The sequence below is a fragment of the Apibacter sp. HY039 genome (assembly GCF_004023655.1).
GTDB lineage: Bacteria > Bacteroidota > Bacteroidia > Flavobacteriales > Weeksellaceae > Apibacter > Apibacter raozihei.
On record NZ_SAYM01000002.1, the window covers coordinates 115,132 to 138,116 of the forward strand.

Annotated in this window: 21 protein-coding genes; 12 read left to right on the top strand and 9 right to left on the bottom strand. The window is 31.2% G+C overall.

Going from position 1 to position 22,985, the window contains the following annotated elements:
• The first annotated feature begins 288 nt into the window (after positions 1–288).
• Positions 289–444: a hypothetical protein gene (locus EQ921_RS14735; protein ID WP_164875315.1), complete on the top strand. Its 156-nt coding sequence runs from the start codon at positions 289–291 to the stop codon at positions 442–444.
• Positions 445–547: 103 nt separating this feature from the next.
• Positions 548–955, top strand: coding sequence for a hypothetical protein (locus EQ921_RS04565; protein WP_128330765.1), 408 nt, complete (start codon positions 548–550; stop codon positions 953–955).
• 101 nt (positions 956–1,056) lie between these two features.
• Here the strand turns inward: EQ921_RS04565 and EQ921_RS04570 are convergent, their stop codons facing one another.
• Both EQ921_RS04570 and EQ921_RS04575 read right to left on the bottom strand, forming a co-directional pair.
• A complete protein-coding gene (locus EQ921_RS04570) occupies positions 1,057–1,674 on the bottom strand; it encodes a hypothetical protein (protein WP_128153022.1) in 618 nt (205 codons plus the stop codon).
• A 506-nt stretch (positions 1,675–2,180) separates the two neighbouring features.
• Positions 2,181–4,073 (bottom strand): MAC/perforin domain-containing protein, encoded by a 1,893-nt coding sequence (locus tag EQ921_RS04575; RefSeq protein ID WP_128330766.1) that lies wholly within the window; start codon positions 4,071–4,073, stop codon positions 2,181–2,183.
• 656 nt (positions 4,074–4,729) lie between these two features.
• Here EQ921_RS04575 and hxlA point away from each other — a divergent pair.
• Positions 4,730–5,371, top strand: a complete 642-nt coding sequence (hxlA, locus tag EQ921_RS04580; protein ID WP_128330767.1) for a 3-hexulose-6-phosphate synthase — start codon at positions 4,730–4,732, stop codon at positions 5,369–5,371.
• Positions 5,361–5,927 (top strand): 6-phospho-3-hexuloisomerase, encoded by a 567-nt coding sequence (hxlB, locus tag EQ921_RS04585; RefSeq protein ID WP_128330768.1) that lies wholly within the window; start codon positions 5,361–5,363, stop codon positions 5,925–5,927. Before hxlA ends, hxlB begins: the two co-directional genes overlap by 11 nt.
• A 35-nt stretch (positions 5,928–5,962) precedes the next feature.
• Here hxlB and EQ921_RS04590 read toward each other — a convergent pair whose 3' ends face one another.
• Positions 5,963–6,592 (bottom strand): Crp/Fnr family transcriptional regulator, encoded by a 630-nt coding sequence (locus tag EQ921_RS04590; RefSeq protein ID WP_128330769.1) that lies wholly within the window; start codon positions 6,590–6,592, stop codon positions 5,963–5,965.
• Positions 6,593–6,718: 126 nt separating this feature from the next.
• Here EQ921_RS04590 and EQ921_RS04595 point away from each other — a divergent pair, with 126 nt between their 5' ends.
• The 5 genes from EQ921_RS04595 to EQ921_RS04615 all read left to right on the top strand — a co-directional run bounded on the left by EQ921_RS04595 (position 6,719) and on the right by EQ921_RS04615 (position 10,883).
• Entirely contained in the window at positions 6,719–7,474 is a 756-nt protein-coding gene (locus EQ921_RS04595) for a DeoR/GlpR family DNA-binding transcription regulator (RefSeq protein ID WP_128330770.1), read from the top strand.
• 13 nt (positions 7,475–7,487) lie between these two features.
• The gene (locus EQ921_RS04600; protein ID WP_128330771.1) at positions 7,488–8,003 is read left to right on the top strand and encodes a 5'(3')-deoxyribonucleotidase; all 516 of its coding nucleotides are present in this window, start codon (positions 7,488–7,490) and stop codon (positions 8,001–8,003) included.
• 340 nt (positions 8,004–8,343) lie between these two features.
• Positions 8,344–9,138, top strand: a complete 795-nt coding sequence (locus EQ921_RS04605) for a GIY-YIG nuclease family protein (RefSeq protein WP_128330772.1) — start codon at positions 8,344–8,346, stop codon at positions 9,136–9,138.
• Between the two features lie 659 nt (positions 9,139–9,797).
• Positions 9,798–10,457, top strand: coding sequence for a hypothetical protein (locus EQ921_RS04610; RefSeq protein WP_128153030.1), 660 nt, complete (start codon positions 9,798–9,800; stop codon positions 10,455–10,457).
• 3 nt (positions 10,458–10,460) lie between these two features.
• Entirely contained in the window at positions 10,461–10,883 is a 423-nt protein-coding gene (locus EQ921_RS04615; RefSeq protein WP_128330773.1) for a hypothetical protein, read from the top strand.
• A gap of 207 nt (positions 10,884–11,090) precedes the next feature.
• Here EQ921_RS04615 and EQ921_RS04620 read toward each other — a convergent pair whose 3' ends face one another.
• The 6 genes from EQ921_RS04620 to pdxS form a co-directional block, all read right to left on the bottom strand.
• Positions 11,091–13,355 carry an excinuclease ABC subunit UvrA gene (locus tag EQ921_RS04620; RefSeq protein WP_128330774.1) on the bottom strand — a complete coding sequence of 755 codons (2,265 nt, stop codon included), beginning with the start codon at positions 13,353–13,355 and terminating at the stop codon, positions 11,091–11,093.
• A 291-nt stretch (positions 13,356–13,646) separates the two neighbouring features.
• Complete coding sequence (locus EQ921_RS04625; protein WP_128330775.1) at positions 13,647–14,441, bottom strand: SDR family NAD(P)-dependent oxidoreductase; 795 nt, start codon at positions 14,439–14,441, stop codon at positions 13,647–13,649.
• Positions 14,442–14,621: 180 nt separating this feature from the next.
• Positions 14,622–16,367, bottom strand: coding sequence for a hypothetical protein (locus tag EQ921_RS04630; protein ID WP_128330776.1), 1,746 nt, complete (start codon positions 16,365–16,367; stop codon positions 14,622–14,624).
• An 81-nt stretch (positions 16,368–16,448) separates the two neighbouring features.
• The gene (locus EQ921_RS04635) at positions 16,449–18,224 is read right to left on the bottom strand and encodes a hypothetical protein (RefSeq protein WP_128330777.1); all 1,776 of its coding nucleotides are present in this window, start codon (positions 18,222–18,224) and stop codon (positions 16,449–16,451) included.
• Positions 18,225–18,975: 751 nt separating this feature from the next.
• A complete protein-coding gene (gene pdxT / locus EQ921_RS04640; protein WP_128330778.1) occupies positions 18,976–19,542 on the bottom strand; it encodes a pyridoxal 5'-phosphate synthase glutaminase subunit PdxT in 567 nt (188 codons plus the stop codon).
• A gap of 167 nt (positions 19,543–19,709) precedes the next feature.
• Positions 19,710–20,585, bottom strand: a complete 876-nt coding sequence (pdxS, locus tag EQ921_RS04645; RefSeq protein WP_128153037.1) for a pyridoxal 5'-phosphate synthase lyase subunit PdxS — start codon at positions 20,583–20,585, stop codon at positions 19,710–19,712.
• Positions 20,586–21,197: 612 nt separating this feature from the next.
• Between pdxS and EQ921_RS04650 the strand changes: the two genes are divergently transcribed.
• The 3 genes from EQ921_RS04650 to EQ921_RS04660 are packed head-to-tail and all read left to right on the top strand — an operon-like array spanning position 21,198 to position 22,955.
• Positions 21,198–21,911 (top strand): TIGR00730 family Rossman fold protein, encoded by a 714-nt coding sequence (locus tag EQ921_RS04650; protein WP_128153038.1) that lies wholly within the window; start codon positions 21,198–21,200, stop codon positions 21,909–21,911.
• 58 nt (positions 21,912–21,969) lie between these two features.
• On the top strand, positions 21,970–22,440 hold the full coding sequence (locus EQ921_RS04655) for a DUF6702 family protein (RefSeq protein WP_128153039.1): 471 nt from the start codon (positions 21,970–21,972) through the stop codon (positions 22,438–22,440).
• Positions 22,441–22,478: 38 nt separating this feature from the next.
• Positions 22,479–22,955 (top strand): lipocalin family protein, encoded by a 477-nt coding sequence (locus EQ921_RS04660; protein WP_128153040.1) that lies wholly within the window; start codon positions 22,479–22,481, stop codon positions 22,953–22,955.
• Positions 22,956–22,985 lie beyond the last annotated feature (30 nt).

The following is a 22,985-nucleotide window of genomic DNA, read 5'->3' on the forward strand; positions in this document are numbered from 1 at the left end:
TTCGTTTCTGTTTTTTCTTACTCGTGTACAGCTTTTGATATTACAAAAATAACCTTTTTAAGATAAATTCTTATTTTTTATTATTCTAAAGCTAAAGGTAACAAAAAAGAAATTTCTGAAGTTTTATTTTATCTTATATATTTGTAAAGTAATTATAAAACTATTTTATATATTGAAAAAATAACATAAATGATACGTAATACTTAAAACAGTGTTTGACACTAAAACTGATGGTTATAGTAAATTTTATGTCGGGCACAAGGGCTCTGCTTAAGGAAAAATAATTGTGTGAAAAGCATTTATCAACTACTGGCCGGCTGTTTCTTTATTTCTTTTATCTATCGTGCCCTTACCAGACGGGCATGGATAAAACCGTGCAAGAATCTGCCGTACGAATTTAGCCTTGGTGGAATTGTATTTATAGGTTGCCCTGAATATGAATGATATAGCTATAGAGGTGCAGACATAACGTCCCTTTGTTTTTATGTATTTTCTATAAACTGACTTCCTGTTCGGGGACAACAGGTAAAAAATAAAGTAACTTATCATGAGTATAAATTGTAAAGACCCAAATATAGCACAGCGTTTTGCAACTTTACTTGGCTATGCCCGAATTATACACGGACAATACCGGGAAAGCATACGCAGCACTTTTGAAGAGCAGGAATCCTGCACTTTTGAGTATTTTGATACTAAGGAAGTACATAAATTAATGGAAATTGAATTTCCGGAGGCTTCCCTAATGTGTACATTCTCAGAAAAAGGACGTTGCAATTTTTCCGGCTATATTTTTAAAAGTTTGTGTAACCTTATGGAATATATAAATTACTGCAACGAAACGTACGTATATAATATGCATACCCAATCATGGGAGATGGATCGTTGTTTTTTACGGCTACAGCTTCGTAAAAAGAAATTTATTTTTTCTCTGGTTCCGCTGGAAATGTTTAACTAATAGTTTTCTTAGATAGTACAGGCTCACCCTTTCGGGTGAGCCTGTTTTTATTTTCTTTATTGCAGCTAAACTGTTATTTATTATTATTTATTATTTGTTTTCTACTGGCCTACAGTGGAATAATCCCAATTATAACTGTATATTATACCTCCCCAAATGACAGATCTCAAACCAATATCATAGGTTAAGACCGCACCTCCTTTTTTTGGAGTTAATTTTGCACGAATAGGAATAATAAACATTGCAGCACTGTTTTCTGAAGGATTTTCAGGAGACTTTAGCATTATAAAACGACTTTGGGTATTGTTTCTTACGTAATACAAATATTCTGCCTTATATCCGGCATAATTATATTTATAATAATCGCCCTGATGGGCTGCATAACAAAGTTTTCCATATTTACCTGCTTTATTAACAGATAACAATTTATATTCATAGTTAAAAGCGTATTTTAACCACCCCCAATCATCAACTATAAACCATTCGATGGTATAATTGGAATTTAATTGGCTGGTGTTGGAAGTTTTATGGGCCTTCACTTCCAAATCTACATAGTTACCAGCCGAATTAAGGTTTATGTAAAAATCCGTTTTTTTTAATGCGGTACTGCCCATTATTCGCTGAGCATTTGATTCACTGATTTGTTCATTTACTATATCTTCCGTACATGCTGTAAACAATAGCGAAATAAGTAAAAAATAAAGGCTAAATTTTCTCATAGTTATTTATTTTATATTGTTATTATTAGTAAACTAATATACAAAACAAATACAAATAAACCAAACATAAATAATAATAAGAGATAATAATAAAAGTTATTTATCCTATATATTTGATTATTAAAAAATTTAAGATTAAATTATCAGTTAACTTTTTTAGTTCGAAGGCTGTTGAAACTTATGTAGGGCTATACTAAAAATTCAATAGCTTACCTTTTATAAGATAAAGGAAAGCGTAGCTTTAAAAATCTATTTTTGTGTATAACTATATATAGATACAATTTGATTAGCCGGCTTTCATATAATTTACATTGATCTCTATTTAGATACAGTATATTGCCTTTATATTGAAATAATCGTGAAAAATATGAAGTTAGAATTTAGGAATTACTATATAATAAATAATTACTTAGTTTAAAATATAACGAGATGCTTTGAGAAGCATCTCGTTAATTAGTAATGTTTTAATTTTTTATTCAGTTTATATAATCTAAAATATGCATAATTTATTTAAATTTTGTTTTATGTACGGTTAAATAAATATAATCACCCTTTGCACCTCTGTTTAAATCAGCCCATTCATTTCTTTGTCCATTATTATACAACATAACCCATGACCAACCTAAATCTAAATTTCTTGATGGGGGATTTTTACCATAATGAGCTCCTATGTAATCAATAGCTTCTTTATCTGTTGAATTCACTCTTCGATATGCAAGATATAAACGTTCACCTTTTTTCTTAGTATTTCTGTTTAGATCAAAATCAATTTTTTCATATCCATTGGGCGTTGAATTATTATTCTGCAAAATTACAATATCTGCAATAGGAATTTGATTATCATTTTCCTTGGGTGACAATCTATAACCTAATCGGATATAAACACCTTTGGCTCCTCTATTTGCATCCAAGATATCTTTATTTTCAGTTCTGTAAATACGCCCCATTACATAGTTTGTCAGAGGAGGCTCCGGTATTCTAGGAACATCATTTTGTTCCCATACTCTGATAAAATTTATGAAGTTTTGGATATTAACTATCCCTTTTTTCCTATCATTTAGCCTTTTATTAAATTCATCTTCAACCGCTTTTGCTTTCCCCGGGTCTACAAAATTTATAATCAACCATATAGGCAGTAGGGAGTTATTAAAATTACCTATACCTGATAAATCGGGATTTTCCTTGATTGAATTGACCCATTCGCCATATCTATTCATAAACTGCTCTTCGCTCGTGGCACTATAATTACCTCCGCCTTTACTTACAAAATGAATATATGTATTATTATTAAAATCTTCTTGAGAATTAGAAAAACCTGACGTGGATTCTAAGGTAATAAACTTATAACGAGCCTTAACATGTGCATCCATTTCTTTTGTAGATTTTATTTCAGATCCGGAGTAAGAAAATGAAGATTCTATGCTTCCTCCCTGATAGCATCTTATAAAGATATGGGAACCATAAATATCAAGTATTTCTGATGCTTTATATTGCATGATTCCGTTTAAAAAATCATCGGTAATATATTTTCTGAGGGTACCGGGATCTGATGTTGTCAGAAACTCTTCTAAAACTTTATGATCTGCTCTAAAATATGAATATTTATTGGTTTGTTTATTTAGATACGTTTGCTTGTATTTTACACCAAAATCGCCACTGAATAAAGGTAGTCCTATTTCAACTCCAACATTTGCATATCTTGTTTGGTGAAGAATAATTAAAGATTCTTCTGTATTGGAACTCCAGGAAGTTTGAAACGACGGAGTTTGGTTTATAGCATTTACTGAATTTAATTTATCTATATCTAATACGGGTCTGGTAAGCTTTACATCGTCTCTGTTAATATAGGAGCTGTTTATAACGTCATAACCAAGCCCTAAAAAAGTTTCTCCGCGCTTTATAGGGCTATCATCTTTTTTAGTTTTACTTTTGTGCTCATTAATATTATGATAATTTTGTTGGTTTTTTTCTACATCCGGATTAATTACCACTAATACTTCTAAAAATGTTTTAGTTTCAGAAATACTCAATTCTAGCGTAACCACTTCTGATATAACATTTCCCCTTTCAGCCGAAAGCTTATTCAATCTGTTTAAAGAAATTCTGTTACCTTCCAACAACAGATTTCCTTCATATGGCTGATTGTATAGTCCTATGGATTTAATTTTTACAATGGTTTTAGCATCTAAAACCTGTCCTTCTTTGGGTATTATAACTTTATCCGTTATATCTTCTCCCTGAGTAGCATAAACAGCAACTGCCGTTTCAAGTTTTTCTTTTTCTTCTGCTAAAGTTTTGTATTGTAACTCAACTCCGGATTCATTGGAAGTTTCAACATCGCCTTTTGTACATGATGAAAGTACAATAAGAAATAATAAAAAAAAAACAGTAAATTTCATAATCTATTAATTTGTTAAAAAAATATTATGTCAAAAATATAAATTATAAGTATTTTTTACCTCTAAATAATATAATTTATTTTTAAATAAATTTTTTACATTAAGTTTTATCGAATTGTTTATAAGTACTGCACACACTTAATATTCATACTTTAAATTAAAATCATATGATAGAATAAGTGGTTATGTATCTGTTATTTAAGAAGACATTTAACCTTAGCTGAATACTTTTTTAATCGTTATATGCTTCTATTTTAAGACTCAATAATTTATTTTATAGATACAAGGCATAACCTCTTTTCCGACAAAATCTATTCAACCCGCAGTTTCCTCATTTTTTCATAAATGGCTGGTATTATCTCTTTACCGGCAATATCTTTCAATCCTCATTTTTCAATTACTTTATTTTTTAAATCTTTAATATCATTAATAAGAGAATCATTTGTTTTTCCTGAATTTATATCATCATATTCACCATAATTTATGTTTTATAACAAAAAAAAAGCAAGAAAAAATATTACTGGAATTAAATTGCAAGAACCAGCCTATTATGAGTAAGCAATAAAAGTTTAAAGAGAGTCTGTATTTTCTAACAAATGTTATTTTATATATGATGTAACCGCTATAATTTTACACTTGTTTAAATTAAATCAATTATGAAAATACAATTAGCATTAGATACTATTCGTTTGGATGAACTAGTTAGTAAAGTTACTCCGCTCATTGAGTATGTTGATATTTTAGAAGTTGGCACTCCTTTGATGATGCTGGAAGGAATGGAACCCGTGCGTATATTAAAAAGACATTTTCCTGATAAAGAAATACTTTGCGATACTAAAATAATGGATGCAGGAGCAATGGAAGCACGACATGCTTTGGATGCGGGAGCAGACTATATTACCGTTATGGGGGTTACAGATAATTCTACTATACAGGCATGTGTTGATACGGCTAAGCTTTATAAAAAAAAAGTGGTAGCAGATATGCTATGTGCCGATTTAAAAAAACGTATTCCTATCATTGAAAATCTTGATGTTGATTACCTGGGTGTGCACACAGGAGTTGATCAACAGAAAAATGGAAGAACTCCTTTGGAGGATCTTGTTGAGATTAAAAATCTTACAAAAAAATCTAAAATAGCTGTGGCTGGGGGTATTAATGCCGACAATTTACAGGCTTATTTAGTCTATAGTCCAGAAATACTTATTGTAGGCGGCGGTATTATGGCATGTAAGGATCCTGTACAAGCAGCTAAAACCATTTATACTTTAATAAATAGAAACAAATATGAAAACTAAAGAAAAATTACAAAAAATCATTCAGGAACTATCATTCAACTCAAGTCTGATTAATGATGACGAAGTTGATAATTTCGTTGCCTATATTATGAAAGCCAATCGTATATATCTTGCAGGTGCAGGTCGTTCCGGATATGTTATAAGGTGCTTTGCCAACAGACTTATGCATCTCGGATTTTCCGTAAATTTTGTTGGCGATGCTACAACTCCGCACAGCAAGAAAGGCGATTTATTAATCATTGGATCCGGATCGGGTGAAACCCAGAGCTTAGTTGCTATGGCTAATAAAGCGAAAAAAAGCGGATTAGATTTAGCATTAATAACACTCAACCCTCATTCCAGTATCGGACTACTAGCTAATGCCATAATACCCCTTCCCGGAGTATCCCCAAAGGCTGATCAAAAGATAACAAATAAAACTTTATCCATACAACCCATGGGATCTGCTTTTGAACAACTTAGTTTTTTACTTTATGATGCCATAGTCCTAAGCCTCATGGATCAATTGAAGGAAACCGGAGATAGTATGTTTGCCCGACACGCTGATTTGGAATAATTACTACTTTTCAATTAAAGTATGTAAACTTTCTGTTATTCTACTATTTTTGCGATGGTTTTTCTTATTCTGCTTAAAGATTCCGGAGCCATGGATAAATAAGAAGCAATATGCTTAACCGGAGCTCTTAAAAGCGCTGAAGGATATTCTTTCATAAAACGTTTGTACCTTTCGGAAGCTGTAGATAATCTCCAGGAATCTGCTTTTTTCTGAGATATTATTAATGAAGTTTCCAATATTTTTTGAAGTAACTGAATCGCTGCGGGATAATGGTGTGTAAGATCTACGATGCCCTGGTAGGGAATTGCATGTATGATACTTGTCTCAACAGCTTCAATCAATAGTTTAGTTGGTTTTTTTTCAAACAAACTTTCAATACAAAATGTAACTTGACTGTTACAGGTAAAATGTTCTGTAATCTCAAAATCATCTTTAAAATAGTATTGTCTCAATATACCTTTCTCAACGTATAGGATATCTTTGGCAGTCTGCCCTATATTTAAAATTATCTCTCCTTTGGTATATACTGTTGTATTTATCATTAATGATAAATGGTTAAGAGCTTCAATAGGTAAAGTACAGTACTTTTCAGAAAAGAGTTCAGCAACAGCTAAAGCCGGCAAGTATTTTTCACTTTTCCAATTGCATACATCCGAATGAACCATAAGCGTAATTATTTATTTATAAATATAAGCATATTAACGCATATATTAATTTTTTTATTTAAAATAATGCGCATTTATGCGTTTATATTACTTATATTTGCCTGTTTAATTTATACTCATAAGTTTATGCTTAAAGAAGAGCGTCACCAATACATCCTCAAGAAACTTAAACAGGATTACAGAGTTCAGGTAACAATGCTAAGCGAAGAATTGCTTATATCTGATGATACCCTGCGAAGAGATCTTGCTGAACTAAATAAATTAGGTCTTTTAACCAGAGTTCATGGGGGAGCTATAGCCAAATCAGGCATTCCTGTTGAATTTACTAAACGACTGGATACCGGAATCCCTGAAAAACAAGAACTTGCTAAAAAAGCAATTCCTTTATTTTCTGAAAATGACATTATTTTAATTGATGGAGGAACTTCTAATCTGGAACTGGCAAGGCAATTACCGAATGATATACATCTGACCATTTACACCAATAGTTTTCCTGTTGTAAATGAATTAATAGACAGAGAATCTATAGATTTGATGTTTTTAGGAGGAAAAGTCTTTCCTTCTTCACGCATTACTACAGGTGTGCCTGTCATAAAAGCCTTACAAACTTTTACTGCTGACTGGTATGTGTTGGGAGCTAGTAATATACACCCTGAAAAAGGAACCACAGACCCTAACCGAGAAGAAGCTTTTACTAAAATAGCTATGACGGAACGAAGCAGGCAAATTTTGGTTTTAGGAGACAGTTATAAACTTAACACCGCAGAAACCTATACAACTGCTCAGCTTTCCCATATAGATTATCTTATTGTAAAAGACGAGCAGGTTCATCAAATAAAATCAACCTGGCTGAATGATGCTATGCATTGTACGGTCATTTAAATCTAATTAAGTTATGAAAAAACAAATTTTAGTTGACATGGACGGCGTACTGGCCGATTTCTATACTCAATTTTTAAAAAAAGAATCTGAACAATCAGGAACATTAATAGAGTTGTCTACTTTAAGCGGAAAGCCTGAATCCGAAGCTTTTCCAAACTTTAATTCTATTATCAGATCAGAAGGATTCTTCAGAACGGCTCCTTTAATTGAAGGAAGTGTCGAAGGTCTTAATTACCTTAATGATAAATACAAAGTATTAATTGTTTCTTCAGCCACAGAGTTTCCGAACAGTCTAAAAGAAAAATTAGATTGGCTGGCTGAATTTTTCCCGTTCATTTCATGGAAACAGGTGGTTCTGTGTGGTAATAAAGATTGTGTAAGAGGAGATATTATGATTGACGACCATCCTAAAAATCTGGATTTTTTTGAAGGTGATAAAATAATATTTAGTCAACCTCATAATATCCTTATAAAAAACGATGACTACATCCGTGTTAACAATTGGAATCAAATAACTGATATTCTTTAAAGTTGAAAGCATTACTGAATACATTTACTTTAAAAGTACTTCTTTGAATTACTTTTAAATTTTAATATTTTCCTTTGTAAAAAACAGCTTTGTATAATTTAAGAGTCTCACAATATTAGGGAGCCTCTTAAATTTTTTAATATTCTTGGAGTAATTTACATGCATATACCTATAAGCTAAGCCATCTAAAAAATAATCTTACGAATGTTTACTTACTGATATAAATTATAAGATAAAAATATTTCATTTATATGTAGATACGTTGAACATCTGCATTATCACCTTATTTATAGTTATATTTTTTCACTATCTTATTAATCTTTAGTAACTTTGTAAAGTAATGATGCGTGAAGATTTAAAAAAAATTGTTGACGAATTACCCAATCAGCCTGGTGTCTATTATATTTATTCCCTGAATGACCGATTAATTTATATTGGAAAAAGTAACAATATAAAAAAAAGACTTGCTCAACATTTTACATGCACAGATCGAAAGTCTATAAACCTTCAAACATTTGCCTGTCGTGTCAGCTATGAACTTACCGGTAGTGAACTTATTGCTCTGCTTTGGGAATCAGAACAAATAAAAAAATACAAACCTATATATAACAGAGCACAAAGAAACAGTATATTTTATTATGGACTGTATGCAGAAACTACTGCTGAAGGTTATGTTGCTTTAGTCTTAAAAAAAATAAATAATTCTTTTCAGGAAGTTAATTCTTACCCTAGTCTTAAACACGGACGTGAAGATTTATTCCGTATTACTGAAAAATACAATCTCTGTCAAAAAATAAACGGATTATATAAGTCAAAAGCTCAATGTTTCCACTACACTATAAAGGAATGTCTGGGCGCATGTATTTCTAAGGAACCGGTTATGGAATATAACTTAAGAGTTGAAAAATATCTGAGTGAGAATTCATTTCCGGAATCTACCTTTTTGCTGCAATTAACAGGAAGAACTACCAATGAAAAAGGGCTCGTCCTTATTGAGAATGGAACTTACAAAGGATTTGGCTTTTGCTCTAAAAAAACCCGAAAAAAGCTGGAAAGTTTTATAACCCCTAAAACAGATACTAAGGACGCACGTAGAATAATTCGTAGTTATTTAAGAAATAATTCCTGTATTTAAATTCTCTTTATGTAATAAAGTAATGGTTTTTAATTAAATTTTTAAGTAATATACTGACCTATAAATTAATACTCTATTTAACATTAAATTGGAGATATAATATTTTAATCTGTTTTTTTATCCTTTAATGATTAATTTTCAATCTCAGAATAGTCTCACTCCTTTCAAAACCTTATTTAAAGTAAGCTGCATGTAATTGATTTATTAATTTAATTCTATTTATTTGTAATCTTTACTCTTTCACCCCAATTTTTTACTCTGATTTTATTAAATTAATCAGAAAATATAGGTTCGTCTAAACAATGTGAGCTTCAAAAATTTCATAATTTTTACTTAGTAAAACGCTTTCCTATTAATTATATCTCTTTATCTTTTATCTCCCCAATATCAATTATACATTTTGTCTAAGAATTCGCTCCTGTAAATCATCTATATTGATAAATACTCATCATAAATCAAATACAGATTACATTTTACTTTTATTAAAAATCCTTAACAAATATCTGTTTTATTGACTATATTAATAAAACACATTAATTCCTATATGTAAATAAAAAAAAGTAAAAGAACAATTATGTTAAAATATATTTTTAATTATTATTTTTATATTATATTTGTTTAACAAATTCATTTATATAAAGAATTTAACTTTATAATTTATGTCTATAACTAAAAAGACAGATAGAATGGATATTTTTATTGAGGAAGAACAAAATAGTATTCTTGTTCAGGAAAAATGGCAATATCTATGGCACACAAAAGTAACTCCTTGGTTATTGAGTGAAAAAAGGCATTTTCATAAATTAGCCGATTTGCGTATATGGTCTGTCTGGAGCGGGTATTTTAAATTGAAAGTTACCGGTAGTTCCAATTTTGCTACTAAGCATAAGAGCACTTCGTTTACATTGAACTTTGATATTAAATGGGTGTTAAAGAATCCCCACTGGAATGTTACTGTTACCAAAATTGCACCTAATACTTTTGAACAAAGTTATATCAAATGGAATGAAAGAGTTATCCATTTAGATACTGAGGATACTAAATTAAATTTTAAAGGAAAGGTAAATTCTAAATCTTTTTATCAATATCCTATAGCTCATGAGTTTGGACACACAGTTGGAAATTCTTATTTTGCCCTGATCGGCAAAACAGCCATTCATAGCGATGAATACAGCCTCAATAATCTTTTGAACGGCGGATTCAAACTGGATTATTCCAGCATCATGAACATTGGCAACGAACTAAGAAACAGACATTTGGATTATATTCTAATTCAATTGAACAGCATGATACCTAATACCTATTTTATAATTGCTTAATCTATGAAAAAAATTATTCTGTATATATTCATTTTACTGGCTTATTCTTGTAATAAATCACAAACAAAAAATTCTGTTCAGGCAGATCAGAAATCTAATAAAGTAAAAAAATCAGAGATTCCAATGGTCACGAATATATCTTTTGAAAATATTGAAAATCTTAGTATAGAAGAAGCCGTACAAAAATATCCTCCGCTGAGAGATGATACATTTATATTAGGCAAGGAAGAAGGTGCTATAAATGAGTTCAGATCGGGCTTGTCAAACCATTTTAAACAAAAAGATATTGAAAATAAAAATATTTGGATCAGAGAAATTACCTGGAGTGCCAGTGAAAAAGATAATTTAACAGTATGGTATCATAAGCAAAATGGCCGATGGAGTTCTATTGCCCATACTACCTATAGCAAGGAAGCCGAGTTTTAACGTTTATTCTACAAAGCTATACGATTATCTATTTTACTTTGTTTAAATAATATCAAACAGTGATTTTAATACAAAATTTTCCCTTACCCTATTTTATAATGCAATAGTTCTTGTTTAATTCTTTATTAATATGATTATGAGACTTTTAATAAAGGTAAAGTATTTTAATGTACATTTCTCTTAACTCATATAAAATAATTAATTCTATTATATATTAACATAGTGTTTCAAATAATATCCGGTTTTATTATCTGATAGTTTAATTATATCTTTAGGATATCCTTCAAAAATAATTTTACCTCCGTCGCGTCCGGCTCCGGGACCTACATCTATGAGCCAGTCAGCTTTTGCTATTACATCCAGATTATGTTCAATAATAATTAATGTATTTTTGTTATCGGATAAACGATCAAAAAGCTTCATAAGCTTCGCTATATCTGAACCATGAAGTCCTGTGGTGGGTTCATCAAAAACGTAGCAGTTTCCTTTATTACCCAGTTCATTGGCTAGTTTTAACCGCTGCCTTTCTCCTCCGGAAAGCGTGTTCAATGACTGTCCTAACGTTAAATACTCCAAACCAACCTCATATAATCTCTCTAATGCTGATTTAATCGCAGGTTCGGTAAAAAAACCTAAAGCCTCTTCAACGGATAATCCTAATACCTCAACAATGTTTTTACCATTTAGTAAATAATGTAAAACTTCATTTTTAAACCCACTGCCATTACATGAATCACAAATAACCTCCACAGAGTCCATAAATGCTAAATCAGTGGAAATAATTCCATTTCCTTTACATTCCGGACAGGCTCCTTCGGAAAAATTACTAAATAATGATGCTTTAACTTTATTTTGTTTGGAAAACATCTCTCTGATAGTATCCATAATTCCGGTGTAAGTTGCTGGTGTTGAACGTCTGGATCCTCTTAAAACACTTTGATCAATCATAATTACTTCCGGATTGCGAGAAAGAAAAGCTTTAATTAATGAAGATTTTCCTGATCCTGCTACTCCTGTAATTACTGTAACTACTTCTTCCGGTATTCGTGTTGAAACATCTTTTAGATTGTGAAGATTTACATGGGATAGATCCATATATCCTTTCGGTTTTCGGTATTGAGTTTTTATAGATTTTGGTTCCGATAAATAGTTACCTGTTCGGGTACCGGATTTTAATAACCCCTTTAAACTTCCTTTATAAACAACCTCTCCTCCATTTCTTCCGGCATTTGGCCCCATATCTACAATATGTTCGGCAAGCGCTATCACATCTGGATCATGCTCAACAACTAAAACCGTATTGCCTTTTTCTTTAAGTTCAATTAATAATTTGTTTAATTTATGAACATCACTGGGATGTAAGCCTATACTGGGTTCATCAAAAATATAAATTAGATCGGTAAGACTGCTTCCCAAGTGACGTACCAATTTAATGCGCTGTGATTCTCCTCCTGATAAGGTAGGTGTTATACGATTTAAAGTAAGATAACTTAATCCTATAAGAATCAAATTCTCTAGCATTGGCATTAACTCTTCTAATATCGGCTTTATGACAGGATTTATTTTTATACTTTTTAAAAAATCCAGTAAATCATCAATCTGCAATGAACAACAATCTGCTATGTCTTTTCCTTGTATTTTGCATTTAAGCACTTCCTGGTTGAGCCTTTTACCATGGCATAACGGACATTCTCCTTCTACAGCGATTTCATTGAATCTTTCTGCAACTTTTCCGGTTTTCAATCTTCCTTCATTTTTAAAAAAACTTCTTTCAAACCTGGGAAGTAATCCTTCATAAACAGCAGTTTTAGGAAATTTTGGATCCGGGTTTTTAAGCTTCACTTTTTCTGCATATAACAAATTATGCCATTCTTCTTCTGAGTATTCACCCAGCTTCTTATCTCTATCAAATAAACCGGTATAAGCATACCGTATCCATCTCCATTTTCCAGGTTCAAAAGTTGGAAATTCAATAGCTCCTTCATTTAATGACTTATCTTTATTAATAATACGTGTTAGATCTATCGTATTTACTTTTCCTAAACCTTCACAACGTGGACACATCCCCTGGGGATTATTGAATGAAAATATATTTGAATAACCTACAAAGGGTTCTCCAACTCTTGAATATAATAATCTTAGTAAAGCATATATATCTGTAATAGTACCAACCGTTGAGCGAGAATTACCTTCGATTCGTTTTTGATCTATAACTATAGTTACTGCCAGGTTTTCTATTTTATCAACTTCCGGTTTCGTGTACTTAGCCATCATTCTATGTCGTATATAGCTACTATAAGTTTCGCTTAGCAAACGTTGTGATTCAGTAGCTACAATATCAAAAACCAAAGAAGATTTCCCTGAACCTGATACGCCAGTGAAAACAGTTATTTTTCCTTTAGGTATTACCAGAGAAATATTTTTCAAATTATTTTCTTTAGCTCCGGATATTATAATATCATGAGTTTCCATAAAATTTTAAATATATATAGATGATGTTAAATTAATTAATTATTGCCGAGCTTAGCCTGATTGATATTCCAATATTTTATTAATGTATTCTTTGTAATATATTAATTTTATAAAATGATACTATCAGAATAGCATAACAACTTTTTCTTATTTACAAAGATCAGGCCTTACCTCTACTCTAATTTTAATTTTTTACGTAATTATTTAATATTAAAATAGTTTTAGTTTAAAATATAAATACAAAAAAACAGGTAAATAAATTTACCTGTTTTTTAACTCTCTATTTATAAATTAAAATGCTGTATTAACAACACCTCCATCTACCCGCAAGGCTGCACCGGTAGTGGCAGAAGCTCTGGGACTGGCAGTATAAACCACCAGATTAGCAACTTCTTCCGGCTGTGCAAATCTTTGTATAATCGAATCCGGTCTTTTCTCCTTTACAAATTCAAAAGATGCTTCTTCAACAGTTATATTTTTCTCTTTTGCTGTTTTTTCCATTCCTTTCAGATTACCCGCAGACCAGGTTGGACCCGGCAAAATGGAATTTACTGTAATCTGTGTACCTCGCAAGCTTTTAGCTAATCCCCGGCTAAGAGATAAAAGAGCTGTTTTAGTTACTCCATACAGAATCATATCTTCGGGAATATTTATTGCAGACTCACTGGATATAAATATGATTCTACCCCATTTTTTCTTTTTCATACCCGGTATATAATGCCTTGACAAATGAACCCCGCTCATAACATTAATTTTAAAATCACGCATCCACTCTTCATCAGAGGTTGTCTCAAAAGGTTGTTCACCATAAACACCAACATTATTTACAAGAATGTCTACCTGATCAACTTTTTTAATAAGAGACTCTATATCTTCATCTTTGGAAAAATCTGCCGCAACTGCATCCACATCAGCATCTGGAACTTCTTTACGAATTTTTTTTAATACTTCTTTTAATTTTTCTTCTTCACGTCCGTTGATAAATACTTTTACTCCTTCTTTCAAAAGTCCTACGGCGGTTGCATATCCTATGCCTGCTGTTGAACCAGTAACCAAGGCTGTTTTTCCTTTTAATTCTAAATCCATTCCGATTGTTTTTTAGGTTTAATGATAGTATATATTCAAAAACCGATCCTTCTACCCTATTTCACCTAACTATTTTCTTTTATTTTTCTGAAAATTAAATTATTAGTAAATTCTAGACACAAAAAAGCCTTGTATTAGTACAAGGCTTTTTGTTTATTGAAATATAATATATTAATTCTTTTATTGAGTATCATGATTATGTACCCAATCAATCGCCCAGGCAACAGCATTGGCATATAGATAACTATTATATACTGTACCTCCGACGAACGTTTTAGAAGCCGGTATTCCCAGAGGATTCATAGCCGCAGGATACGTAGTTGTATCAGTATTAGTTACAGTACCTGTCATCCATCCGGAATCTCCAAAGAAAACATAAGGTAAGGTAGGGTGCTGTACTCCCCAAACGGTATCATTACCATTATTTTTCGCCAAAATGATTGCATTTGATGGCAAATTATATACATAATCTGCGTTATTTACATCATTACCTGCATATAAGATATTAGTAGCTCCTGTAACATTTCTTAAATCCATGAAAGGACCATTAAGAATCGGACTATCAACATCAGTAAACGGATTTAGAAGTGACGGAGATGCGGCTGTAGCCGTTACGGTAGTAGTTCCAAACAAATTGTTCATTATACTCTGAATTCCTGTCTCTCCTGTTTCCTGTGAATGAATCACCGGTTTGTTATTTCTAATCATATCTGTCAGAATAGTTATCGATTGATCATTTGGCAGATAATTATATCCTATAATTACAATATCAATATTATTATTGGTGATTAGCGTTTGAAGAGCAGTTCCCTGATTGTAATCACCATTTACAATATTAATACTTTGAACTAATATTTTACTATCAGCAGTAGATCCAAAATTACTTGTGTTTTGTAAAATAGCTCTTGAGGCAATATCATTTGAAGCTGTTCCTGGCTGATAAACACCCCCACCTAAGCCTAAGATGTTTATGGTTCTCATAATTTCTTCTACTTTAACTGCTGCGTCGCAATTCGTTATTTCCATTGTACTATTAGACTTTATAGTAAAGTTTTTAGTCCCCTCGGTAGTAAATGTACCAGTTGGTGTTAAATTAACAACCAAAGTCTGTGCAGCTTTTATGGTACCTGTAGCACTAAATGTAACACCATCTATAGTATCCGTATATAAATTATAACTATAACTGTTCCTGTTTGAAGTATTTACCATAGTCACAGAAATATAGTTATTTGAAGTATTGGTATCCATTGAAACAATATAACGTCCGTTTACTTTTGTTTTACTACAATCTACCGTTACATAAACCGGAGGCACATTTGATTCTACAGTTATGGTAGGATAACAAGTTTGTTCCTGTCCATTGATTGTTAATTTAAGTGTATCTGTTCCAACATTCTGAGGAGTTCCTCCCGCTTTTAATGCAATTAATTGATCTCCAACCCCAACCATTGGACTGTAATAAGAAAAAGTATACCCATTACTGGATTGAACAATGATATTCAGAGAACCCTGAGAAGTGATTTCTATCGGTAAGTATACAGTATTACCCGAGGTTATTGGATTGCCTTGAATGTATCTTCCAGAATTATTAAATGCTGACTGCCAACTATTACAGGCATCTGTTCCTGTTCTAATTTTAGCAAAATTGGCTGGCGATGCATCTCCACACATTTTTTTCCATTTTTCACCATTATAAAAATTCAGACAGTTATCTGTTATATTATAAGTTAAAAGCCCTTCTACAGGAGTAGTTATCCTTTCCTGTTCTTTTTCTGATAAACGTGAAATAAGTGCTCCGGCAGTTCTTGAATTAACTTCTAAGAGTGAACTGTCTTCTGGAGCATCTGTACCAACTCCTACCTGAGCTGAAAGCTGTATATTTACACAGATTATAAAAGTTAGTACTGTTAGTATATATTTTTTCATTCTGTATTTCAATGTTAAATTTAATAACAAAAATAAATGCATAAAAAGACAGAATTTGAATTCTGTCTTTTATTTGACCTATTAATTATCGTTACGTGTTACATATTTTATTGCCCAAGCTACTGCATTAGCATACAAGTAACTATTATAAACAGTTCCACCCTGATAAGATTTAGATATTGGAACACCCAATGGTTGCATTGCTGAAGGGTAAGTAGTATCACTTGGATTATTAACCAGTCCTAACATCCATCCTGAATCTCCAATATATACATAAGGAAGACTGGCATGTTTTAAGCCCCAAACGGTTGTATTTCCATTATTATAAGCCAATATTTCAGCCGTAGAAGGTAAGTTGCTTACGTAATAACTATTATTTACATCATTTGCTCCATATTTAATATCTGTAGCCCCGGTAGCATTTCTCAAATCCATAAACGGACCGTTTAGTATCTCATTGTCCACATTTGTAAACGGGTTAACTAATGTCGGTGATGAACCTGTAACCGTAATATTAGAGGTACCGAATATGGAATTTAACATATTTTGTACGCTCACAACCCCGTTTTCCTGTGAATGGATAATTGGCTTATCACTTGTTTTCACTAAATTACTTAAAATAGTTATTGATTCGTCCGTTGGCTGATAATCATATCCAATTATCACAATATCTATACTATTATTTGTAATAAAATTTTGCAATGCCGTACCCTGTGCATAAGCACCGTTAACAATGTTAATACCGTTGACTAAAATTTTACTATTTACATCTATACCGAAATTGGCTGAATTTTCTAATATTGCTCTGGGAGCATATGCACTACTTGCTGAACCTGGTTGATAGGCTCCTCCTCCTAATCCTAAAACATTTACTTTGCGATAAATTTTTTCGAAAGTTATAGGAACTGTACAACTTGTTGTTTCAACAGTACTATTGGAATTTATGGTAAAAGTAAAAGAGCCCTGGTCCGTAGGGGTTCCACTAGCCAATAAAGCTATCACTTTAGATTGAGATGCTTCCAGTGTTCCGCTTCCGTCAAAAGACACCCCGTTAATTGCGTCTGAAGAATATACATGATAGTTAACTGATTCAGTGGATGAAGTATTGGTTACTTTAATAGTTATATAATTGTTCCCGTCTACAGCCTGACCTTTAATATATCTTCCGTTAACTGTAGCCGTAGTACAATCTACAGTAAACTCTTTAGGGTCAACATTCGGGCCTACTGTTATAGTTGGTTTACAACTTTGAACTTCTCCGTTAATAGTTATAGTAACTGAATCGGTGCCTTCATTTTTTGGACTACCACTAGGTATTAAATCTATTGTTTGTGATCCAACACCAATTAAAGGATTATAGTATGAAAAATTATACCCGTTAGAAGTAACTGCAGTTACAGTTATAGCTCCCTCACTAACAACATCAATGGTTAGCCTGATAGTGTTATCACCAGTTAAAGGCCTTTGTGCCCGTACCGTAGGTGTGCCGTTTGCAACGGGTGGATCCTGAGTATAATCAATGGTCTTGGTTGCAAAATCGAAGTCAGTTTGAGCTTCGGTGCAATCCAAAGCAGATACTTTAGCTAGCTCTGCATCGCCACAAAAACTTTTCCATTCACTTCCTTTATAAATATTCAGACATTTTTCATTCAAATTGTAGATAATTAATCCTTCTGCCGGATTAGTAATTGCATTCCTCTCTGCAAGTTGCAAACGTGGGAGTAAAACACCTCTATCTCTAGAGTAAATTTCCAGTTGCGCACTTTCATCGGGCAAATCTGTTCCAATTCCTACCTGGGCATTTAAATTTATTCCAAGAAAGATTGTAAACATTAAAAATAATAAAGTCCTTTTCATGTGTTAATACATTTTTGTTTAAATTATAATTTATGAATAATATTATAATTTTAAAAATTATAATATGAGCTTTAATTTTTGATTGACAAATTTCTAAATTTATATTTAAAAAAACAAATTTTACATAATATAACGAGAAAAAATAATCAAATTGAAAAAAAACATATACATTTATTAAATTAATTATAAAAATTATATATAATATAAATATATAGGATTTGAAATTAAATTTTCAATTATTCTTTCATCAATTAACAAATTAATATATATTGGATTAAAAACCATTTATTAAATCATTTATATATAATATTCTTTCACATAAAAACTAGTAAATAAGTCAAATTGATAGATTTACTGACATAATTTAATCAATAAGAAAATATTTTATTTTATTATGAATAAATTTTAAATATTTATACTAATAATTTGATTAAAAAAATTGCACAAAACAAATAGAATAAAAATTTAACAAGTAAATCATAATTTTATGCAAAAATAAGACAAAATTCTTACCAAGAATTTATTTAATTAATTTAAAATATAATTAAACTATTAACATTATTTATAAGATTTAATTTCTTTTATAATTTAATAATATTTTGATATAAATCATTTATAATACATTTATTTAGCTAGTGAATAGATTTAAGTATAATAATTTTTTTAATAAATAATTATAATAAATAAAAAAACTGCTAAGTATAACTATTTAGCAGATTATGATATTTTTTTAATGTAAAAAAAGTCGAGACTAATAACAAAAATTATCAAGAAAATATTTGTGTACCTGATTTGATGAAGTTAATTCCGGATGATAGGAAGTTCCTAACATATTTTTTTCACTTGCTGCAACAATATTTCCTCCTACTTCAGATAACACTGTGACACTATCTGATAATTCTGAAATATAAGGTGCTCTAATAAATGTCATGGGTATATTTCCTATATCTGTAAATTGCGCTTCTGCAAAAAAACTTCCTAATTGTCTTCCATAGGCATTGCGTTTCACTGTTATATCCATAACGTTTAAAAATGACTCTTGACTACCTTCTATTTTTTTTGCTAAAAGAATAAGTCCTGCACATGTACCAAAGACAGGTAATCCGTCTTTTATTTTAGACTTTAAATCGTCTAACATATCTAAATCATATAATAACTTACCCATAACAGTACTCTCTCCTCCTGGCAAAATAAGTCCATCCATGGATTCTGATAAATCAAATTTATTTCTGATTTCGAAAGAATCTGCCCCTAATTCAGTTAATTTTTTTCTATGTTCAATAAAAGCTCCTTGCAGAGCCAATACTCCTATTTTCATGTTATATAATATTTACATAAAAAATCATCCTGGGAAGTGAAAAATCTTTTTAATCAGATGCAAATGAAACCAAAAAGACAATTACATAAGATAGCTGATACCCTTAAAGAACATCAGAATATCATTTCCCAAAATGATTACAATTTTTTATTTATAATTGGCTAATATTATTTTCCTCTTTCAGCCATTAACAATTCTATTTCAGCTTCATTAATTCCTACCATTGCTTCTCCTAAATCTTCAGAGACTTCAAGTAAAACTTCAGGCTTATTAAAATTAGTAACTGCTTTTACTATAGCTTCAGCTCTTCGTTCAGGATCTCCTGATTTAAAGATACCAGATCCCACAAATACTCCTTCTGCTCCCAACTGCATCATTAAAGCTGCATCTGCAGGGGTAGCAACTCCTCCAGCGGCAAAATTAACGACCGGCAATTTCCCGTTTTCATGAACGTATTTAACTAAATCGTAAGGTACTTGCAGTTCCTTAGCTTCATTAAATAGTTCATCCTCATACATTCCCTGTATTCTTCTTATTCCTTCACTCATTGCTCTAAGGTGACGAACGGCCTGCACTACATCGCCAGTACCAGGTTCTCCTTTAGAACGAATCATGGCAGCACCTTCCTGTATACGTCTTAGAGCCTCACCTAAATTTTTAGCTCCACAAACAAACGGAACTTTAAATTTAGTTTTATTCACATGGTATTTATCATCTGCAGGGGTTAACACTTCACTTTCGTCTATGTAATCAATTTCCAATGCTTCCAAAATTTGAGCTTCAACAAAATGTCCGATTCTGATCTTTGCCATAACCGGAATGCTTACTGCTGCTTGTATTCCTTTGATCATTTTAGGATCACTCATTCGGGAAACTCCACCTACTGCTCTAATGTCTGCCGGAATTCTTTCTAATGCCATAACTGCAGCAGCACCGGCTGCTTCTGCTATACGCGCCTGCTCTGGAGTTGAAACATCCATAATTACCCCTCCTTTTAACATTTGAGCTAAATTTTTATTTAATTCATACCTGTTTTCTCCCATAGTATAAAAATTTATATTTTTAGATTATACAAAAGTATTATAAAATAAGCTTAAGTTCTCACTAATAACTTCATTTTTTTAGATTTTTTATTTGTGTACCCCCTGATTTTATTAATTAACTTGGTTATAATTTTGAAATTTCCTTAATTTTAGTTAATTACAGGATTTTAATATTAAAATAAAAATGATTATATTTATTATTCTCCATTAATTTAAATAAAAACTACATATCAAAAAAATAGTCAAACTTACCTTTCATTCTTAACTTAAAGCAAAATAAAAACAGTGATAAGATATCTTATTTTTTATTATCTATTTAGTCTGATAGTAGTAAAAAATTTAAAACTCTTATTTGTCAATCTATTATTATATAATAATCCGTCTTAGCCATTTTTAAAGATTTTATAATTTATATAAAGAATTATGTAACAAGTTTTTAAAATATCTGTTTTATATTTTGGTTTTTATTTATAAAAAAACAATATGAAGTGCAAAATTTTTGTATTAATTTCGAAAATAATAATCAGATTATTAAAAGTACATTAATAGGCTAAAAATATTAAATATAGTGTATTTTTGTAATTAAACATAAATAAAATAAAAATATAGTATATGGATAATTCAGAAGATAATCAACTAATTACTCATAAGTTCAAGCAAAAAAACTGGAACGAAATTAAAACTAAAAACAGCTGGATGCTTTTTAAGATAATGGCTGAATTTACCAACGGATTTGAAACCATGACCAAAATAGGTCCATGCGTATCTATTTTCGGATCGGCGCGTTCACTACCAGAAAACCCTTACTACCAAATGGCTGAAGACATTTCCTACAAACTTACTAAGCTAGGATTCGGAATCATTACCGGCGGCGGCCCTGGAATTATGGAAGCGGGAAATAAAGGTGCTCAGGCTGCAGGAGGCAAATCTATAGGACTTAATATTGAATTACCTTTTGAAACTGGAAGTAATGCCTATGTTGATCATAAATTAAGTATGAATTTTACTTATTTTTTTGTCAGAAAAGTTATGTTTTTAAAATATTCCCAAGGATTTATTGTGATGCCCGGAGGTTTTGGTACTATGGATGAACTTTTTGAAGCTCTGACTTTGATTCAAACGAAAAAAACAGGTAAATTTCCAATCATTCTGGTAGGTTCTGAGTATTGGAAAGGCTTACTTGACTGGCTAAGAAATTCTATGTTACAAGATAACTATATTAAAGAACAAGACTTTAGCTTGTTCCGGCTGGTAGATACAGCCGATGAAGCTGTAGAACATATACGTGCTTTCTACGATAAATACAGTATTAAACAAAACTTCTGATTTGAGCATTTGGCATCAAATTTGTCTTTCTTATAACACAGATAAAAATTATCAAATAATGAAAAAAATTATTCTTTCAATTATACCTCTGGCTTTACTTGCCATATTTGCTTTTTATTCCAGTGAATTTTACACCTCTATAACTAAAGTTGAATATGTAAGTAATAATAAAACGTTAAAAATATCTTCTAAAGTAAATGCCGCTCATATTGAACAGGCTGTAGGTAAAAAAACGGATGCCAGCGATTTTGATTCTTCTTTGAGCAAATATCTGCAGAATAATGTAAAAATAAGTGTTAATGATTCTCCGGTAAACTATTCTTTTTCTTCTAAAAATAAAGATGGAAATGTGGTGTGGATTTATTATGAAGTAGCTGGTGTAGATAACATTTCTTCAATTACTATGAAAAATACGCTACTACTTGATAAGTTTCCTGAACAACAGAATTTTACAAACTTTATAATCAACGGTCAGAAAAAATCATTTGTTTGTAAAAAAGGTTCTGAAAGCGGAAAAGTAAATTTTTAATACAATTATACAATAACCTTTAAAAGAATTTTTGATATATGAAAAATTTAATGTTTATTGGAATTTTGAGTATGTTTTTTTTCTACTCTTGTTCCAGCACGAATCCAACAGCTGTAAACAGACCTTCTCAAAGGGATATCAGAGGAACCTGGAATCTTGATAAAGTTACATATTCTGAAACTATGGTTAAGGTTAAAGCCTTTGATGCTTATGACGCTCAGTGTTTAACTAACAGTACGTGGTATTTTATTGCCAATAATAATACGGGTAATTTTACTTTATCCGGAGGAGCAGGTTGCCCAAGCGGAGTACAAAACTTTACCTGGTATGTTGATAAACAAGACATGTTTATTTTAAAACTGTTAAATGAAGGGGATAAAGCGCGTAAAGTTACAACCGGAACTACCTATCTGTTTAAAAATATTTCAGAAAACGAATTCAATCTTAGCCAAGTAATAAGTGGTGTAACCATTACGTACCATTTCACAAAATTAGCTTCAGGAAAATTAAAATAAATAAATAATTAATTAGTAAATAATACATTT

Coding starts and splice junctions, on each gene's coding strand:
- EQ921_RS04595 (WP_128330770.1), top strand. CDS start 6,719: ATGCTTAAAGAAGAGCGTCACCAATACATCCTCAAGAAACTTAAACAG.
- EQ921_RS04635 (WP_128330777.1), bottom strand. CDS start 18,224: ATGAAAAGGACTTTATTATTTTTAATGTTTACAATCTTTCTTGGAATA.
- EQ921_RS04605 (WP_128330772.1), top strand. CDS start 8,344: ATGATGCGTGAAGATTTAAAAAAAATTGTTGACGAATTACCCAATCAG.
- EQ921_RS04610 (WP_128153030.1), top strand. CDS start 9,798: ATGTCTATAACTAAAAAGACAGATAGAATGGATATTTTTATTGAGGAA.
- EQ921_RS04620 (WP_128330774.1), bottom strand. CDS start 13,355: ATGGAAACTCATGATATTATAATATCCGGAGCTAAAGAAAATAATTTG.
- EQ921_RS04625 (WP_128330775.1), bottom strand. CDS start 14,441: ATGGATTTAGAATTAAAAGGAAAAACAGCCTTGGTTACTGGTTCAACA.
- EQ921_RS04615 (WP_128330773.1), top strand. CDS start 10,461: ATGAAAAAAATTATTCTGTATATATTCATTTTACTGGCTTATTCTTGT.
- EQ921_RS04655 (WP_128153039.1), top strand. CDS start 21,970: ATGAAAAAAATTATTCTTTCAATTATACCTCTGGCTTTACTTGCCATA.
- EQ921_RS04660 (WP_128153040.1), top strand. CDS start 22,479: ATGAAAAATTTAATGTTTATTGGAATTTTGAGTATGTTTTTTTTCTAC.
- hxlB (WP_128330768.1), top strand. CDS start 5,361: ATGAAAACTAAAGAAAAATTACAAAAAATCATTCAGGAACTATCATTC.
- EQ921_RS04565 (WP_128330765.1), top strand. CDS start 548: ATGAGTATAAATTGTAAAGACCCAAATATAGCACAGCGTTTTGCAACT.
- EQ921_RS04650 (WP_128153038.1), top strand. CDS start 21,198: ATGGATAATTCAGAAGATAATCAACTAATTACTCATAAGTTCAAGCAA.
- EQ921_RS04590 (WP_128330769.1), bottom strand. CDS start 6,592: ATGGTTCATTCGGATGTATGCAATTGGAAAAGTGAAAAATACTTGCCG.
- EQ921_RS04575 (WP_128330766.1), bottom strand. CDS start 4,073: ATGAAATTTACTGTTTTTTTTTTATTATTTCTTATTGTACTTTCATCA.
- EQ921_RS04600 (WP_128330771.1), top strand. CDS start 7,488: ATGAAAAAACAAATTTTAGTTGACATGGACGGCGTACTGGCCGATTTC.
- pdxT (WP_128330778.1), bottom strand. CDS start 19,542: ATGAAAATAGGAGTATTGGCTCTGCAAGGAGCTTTTATTGAACATAGA.
- pdxS (WP_128153037.1), bottom strand. CDS start 20,585: ATGGGAGAAAACAGGTATGAATTAAATAAAAATTTAGCTCAAATGTTA.
- hxlA (WP_128330767.1), top strand. CDS start 4,730: ATGAAAATACAATTAGCATTAGATACTATTCGTTTGGATGAACTAGTT.
- EQ921_RS04570 (WP_128153022.1), bottom strand. CDS start 1,674: ATGAGAAAATTTAGCCTTTATTTTTTACTTATTTCGCTATTGTTTACA.
- EQ921_RS04630 (WP_128330776.1), bottom strand. CDS start 16,367: ATGAAAAAATATATACTAACAGTACTAACTTTTATAATCTGTGTAAAT.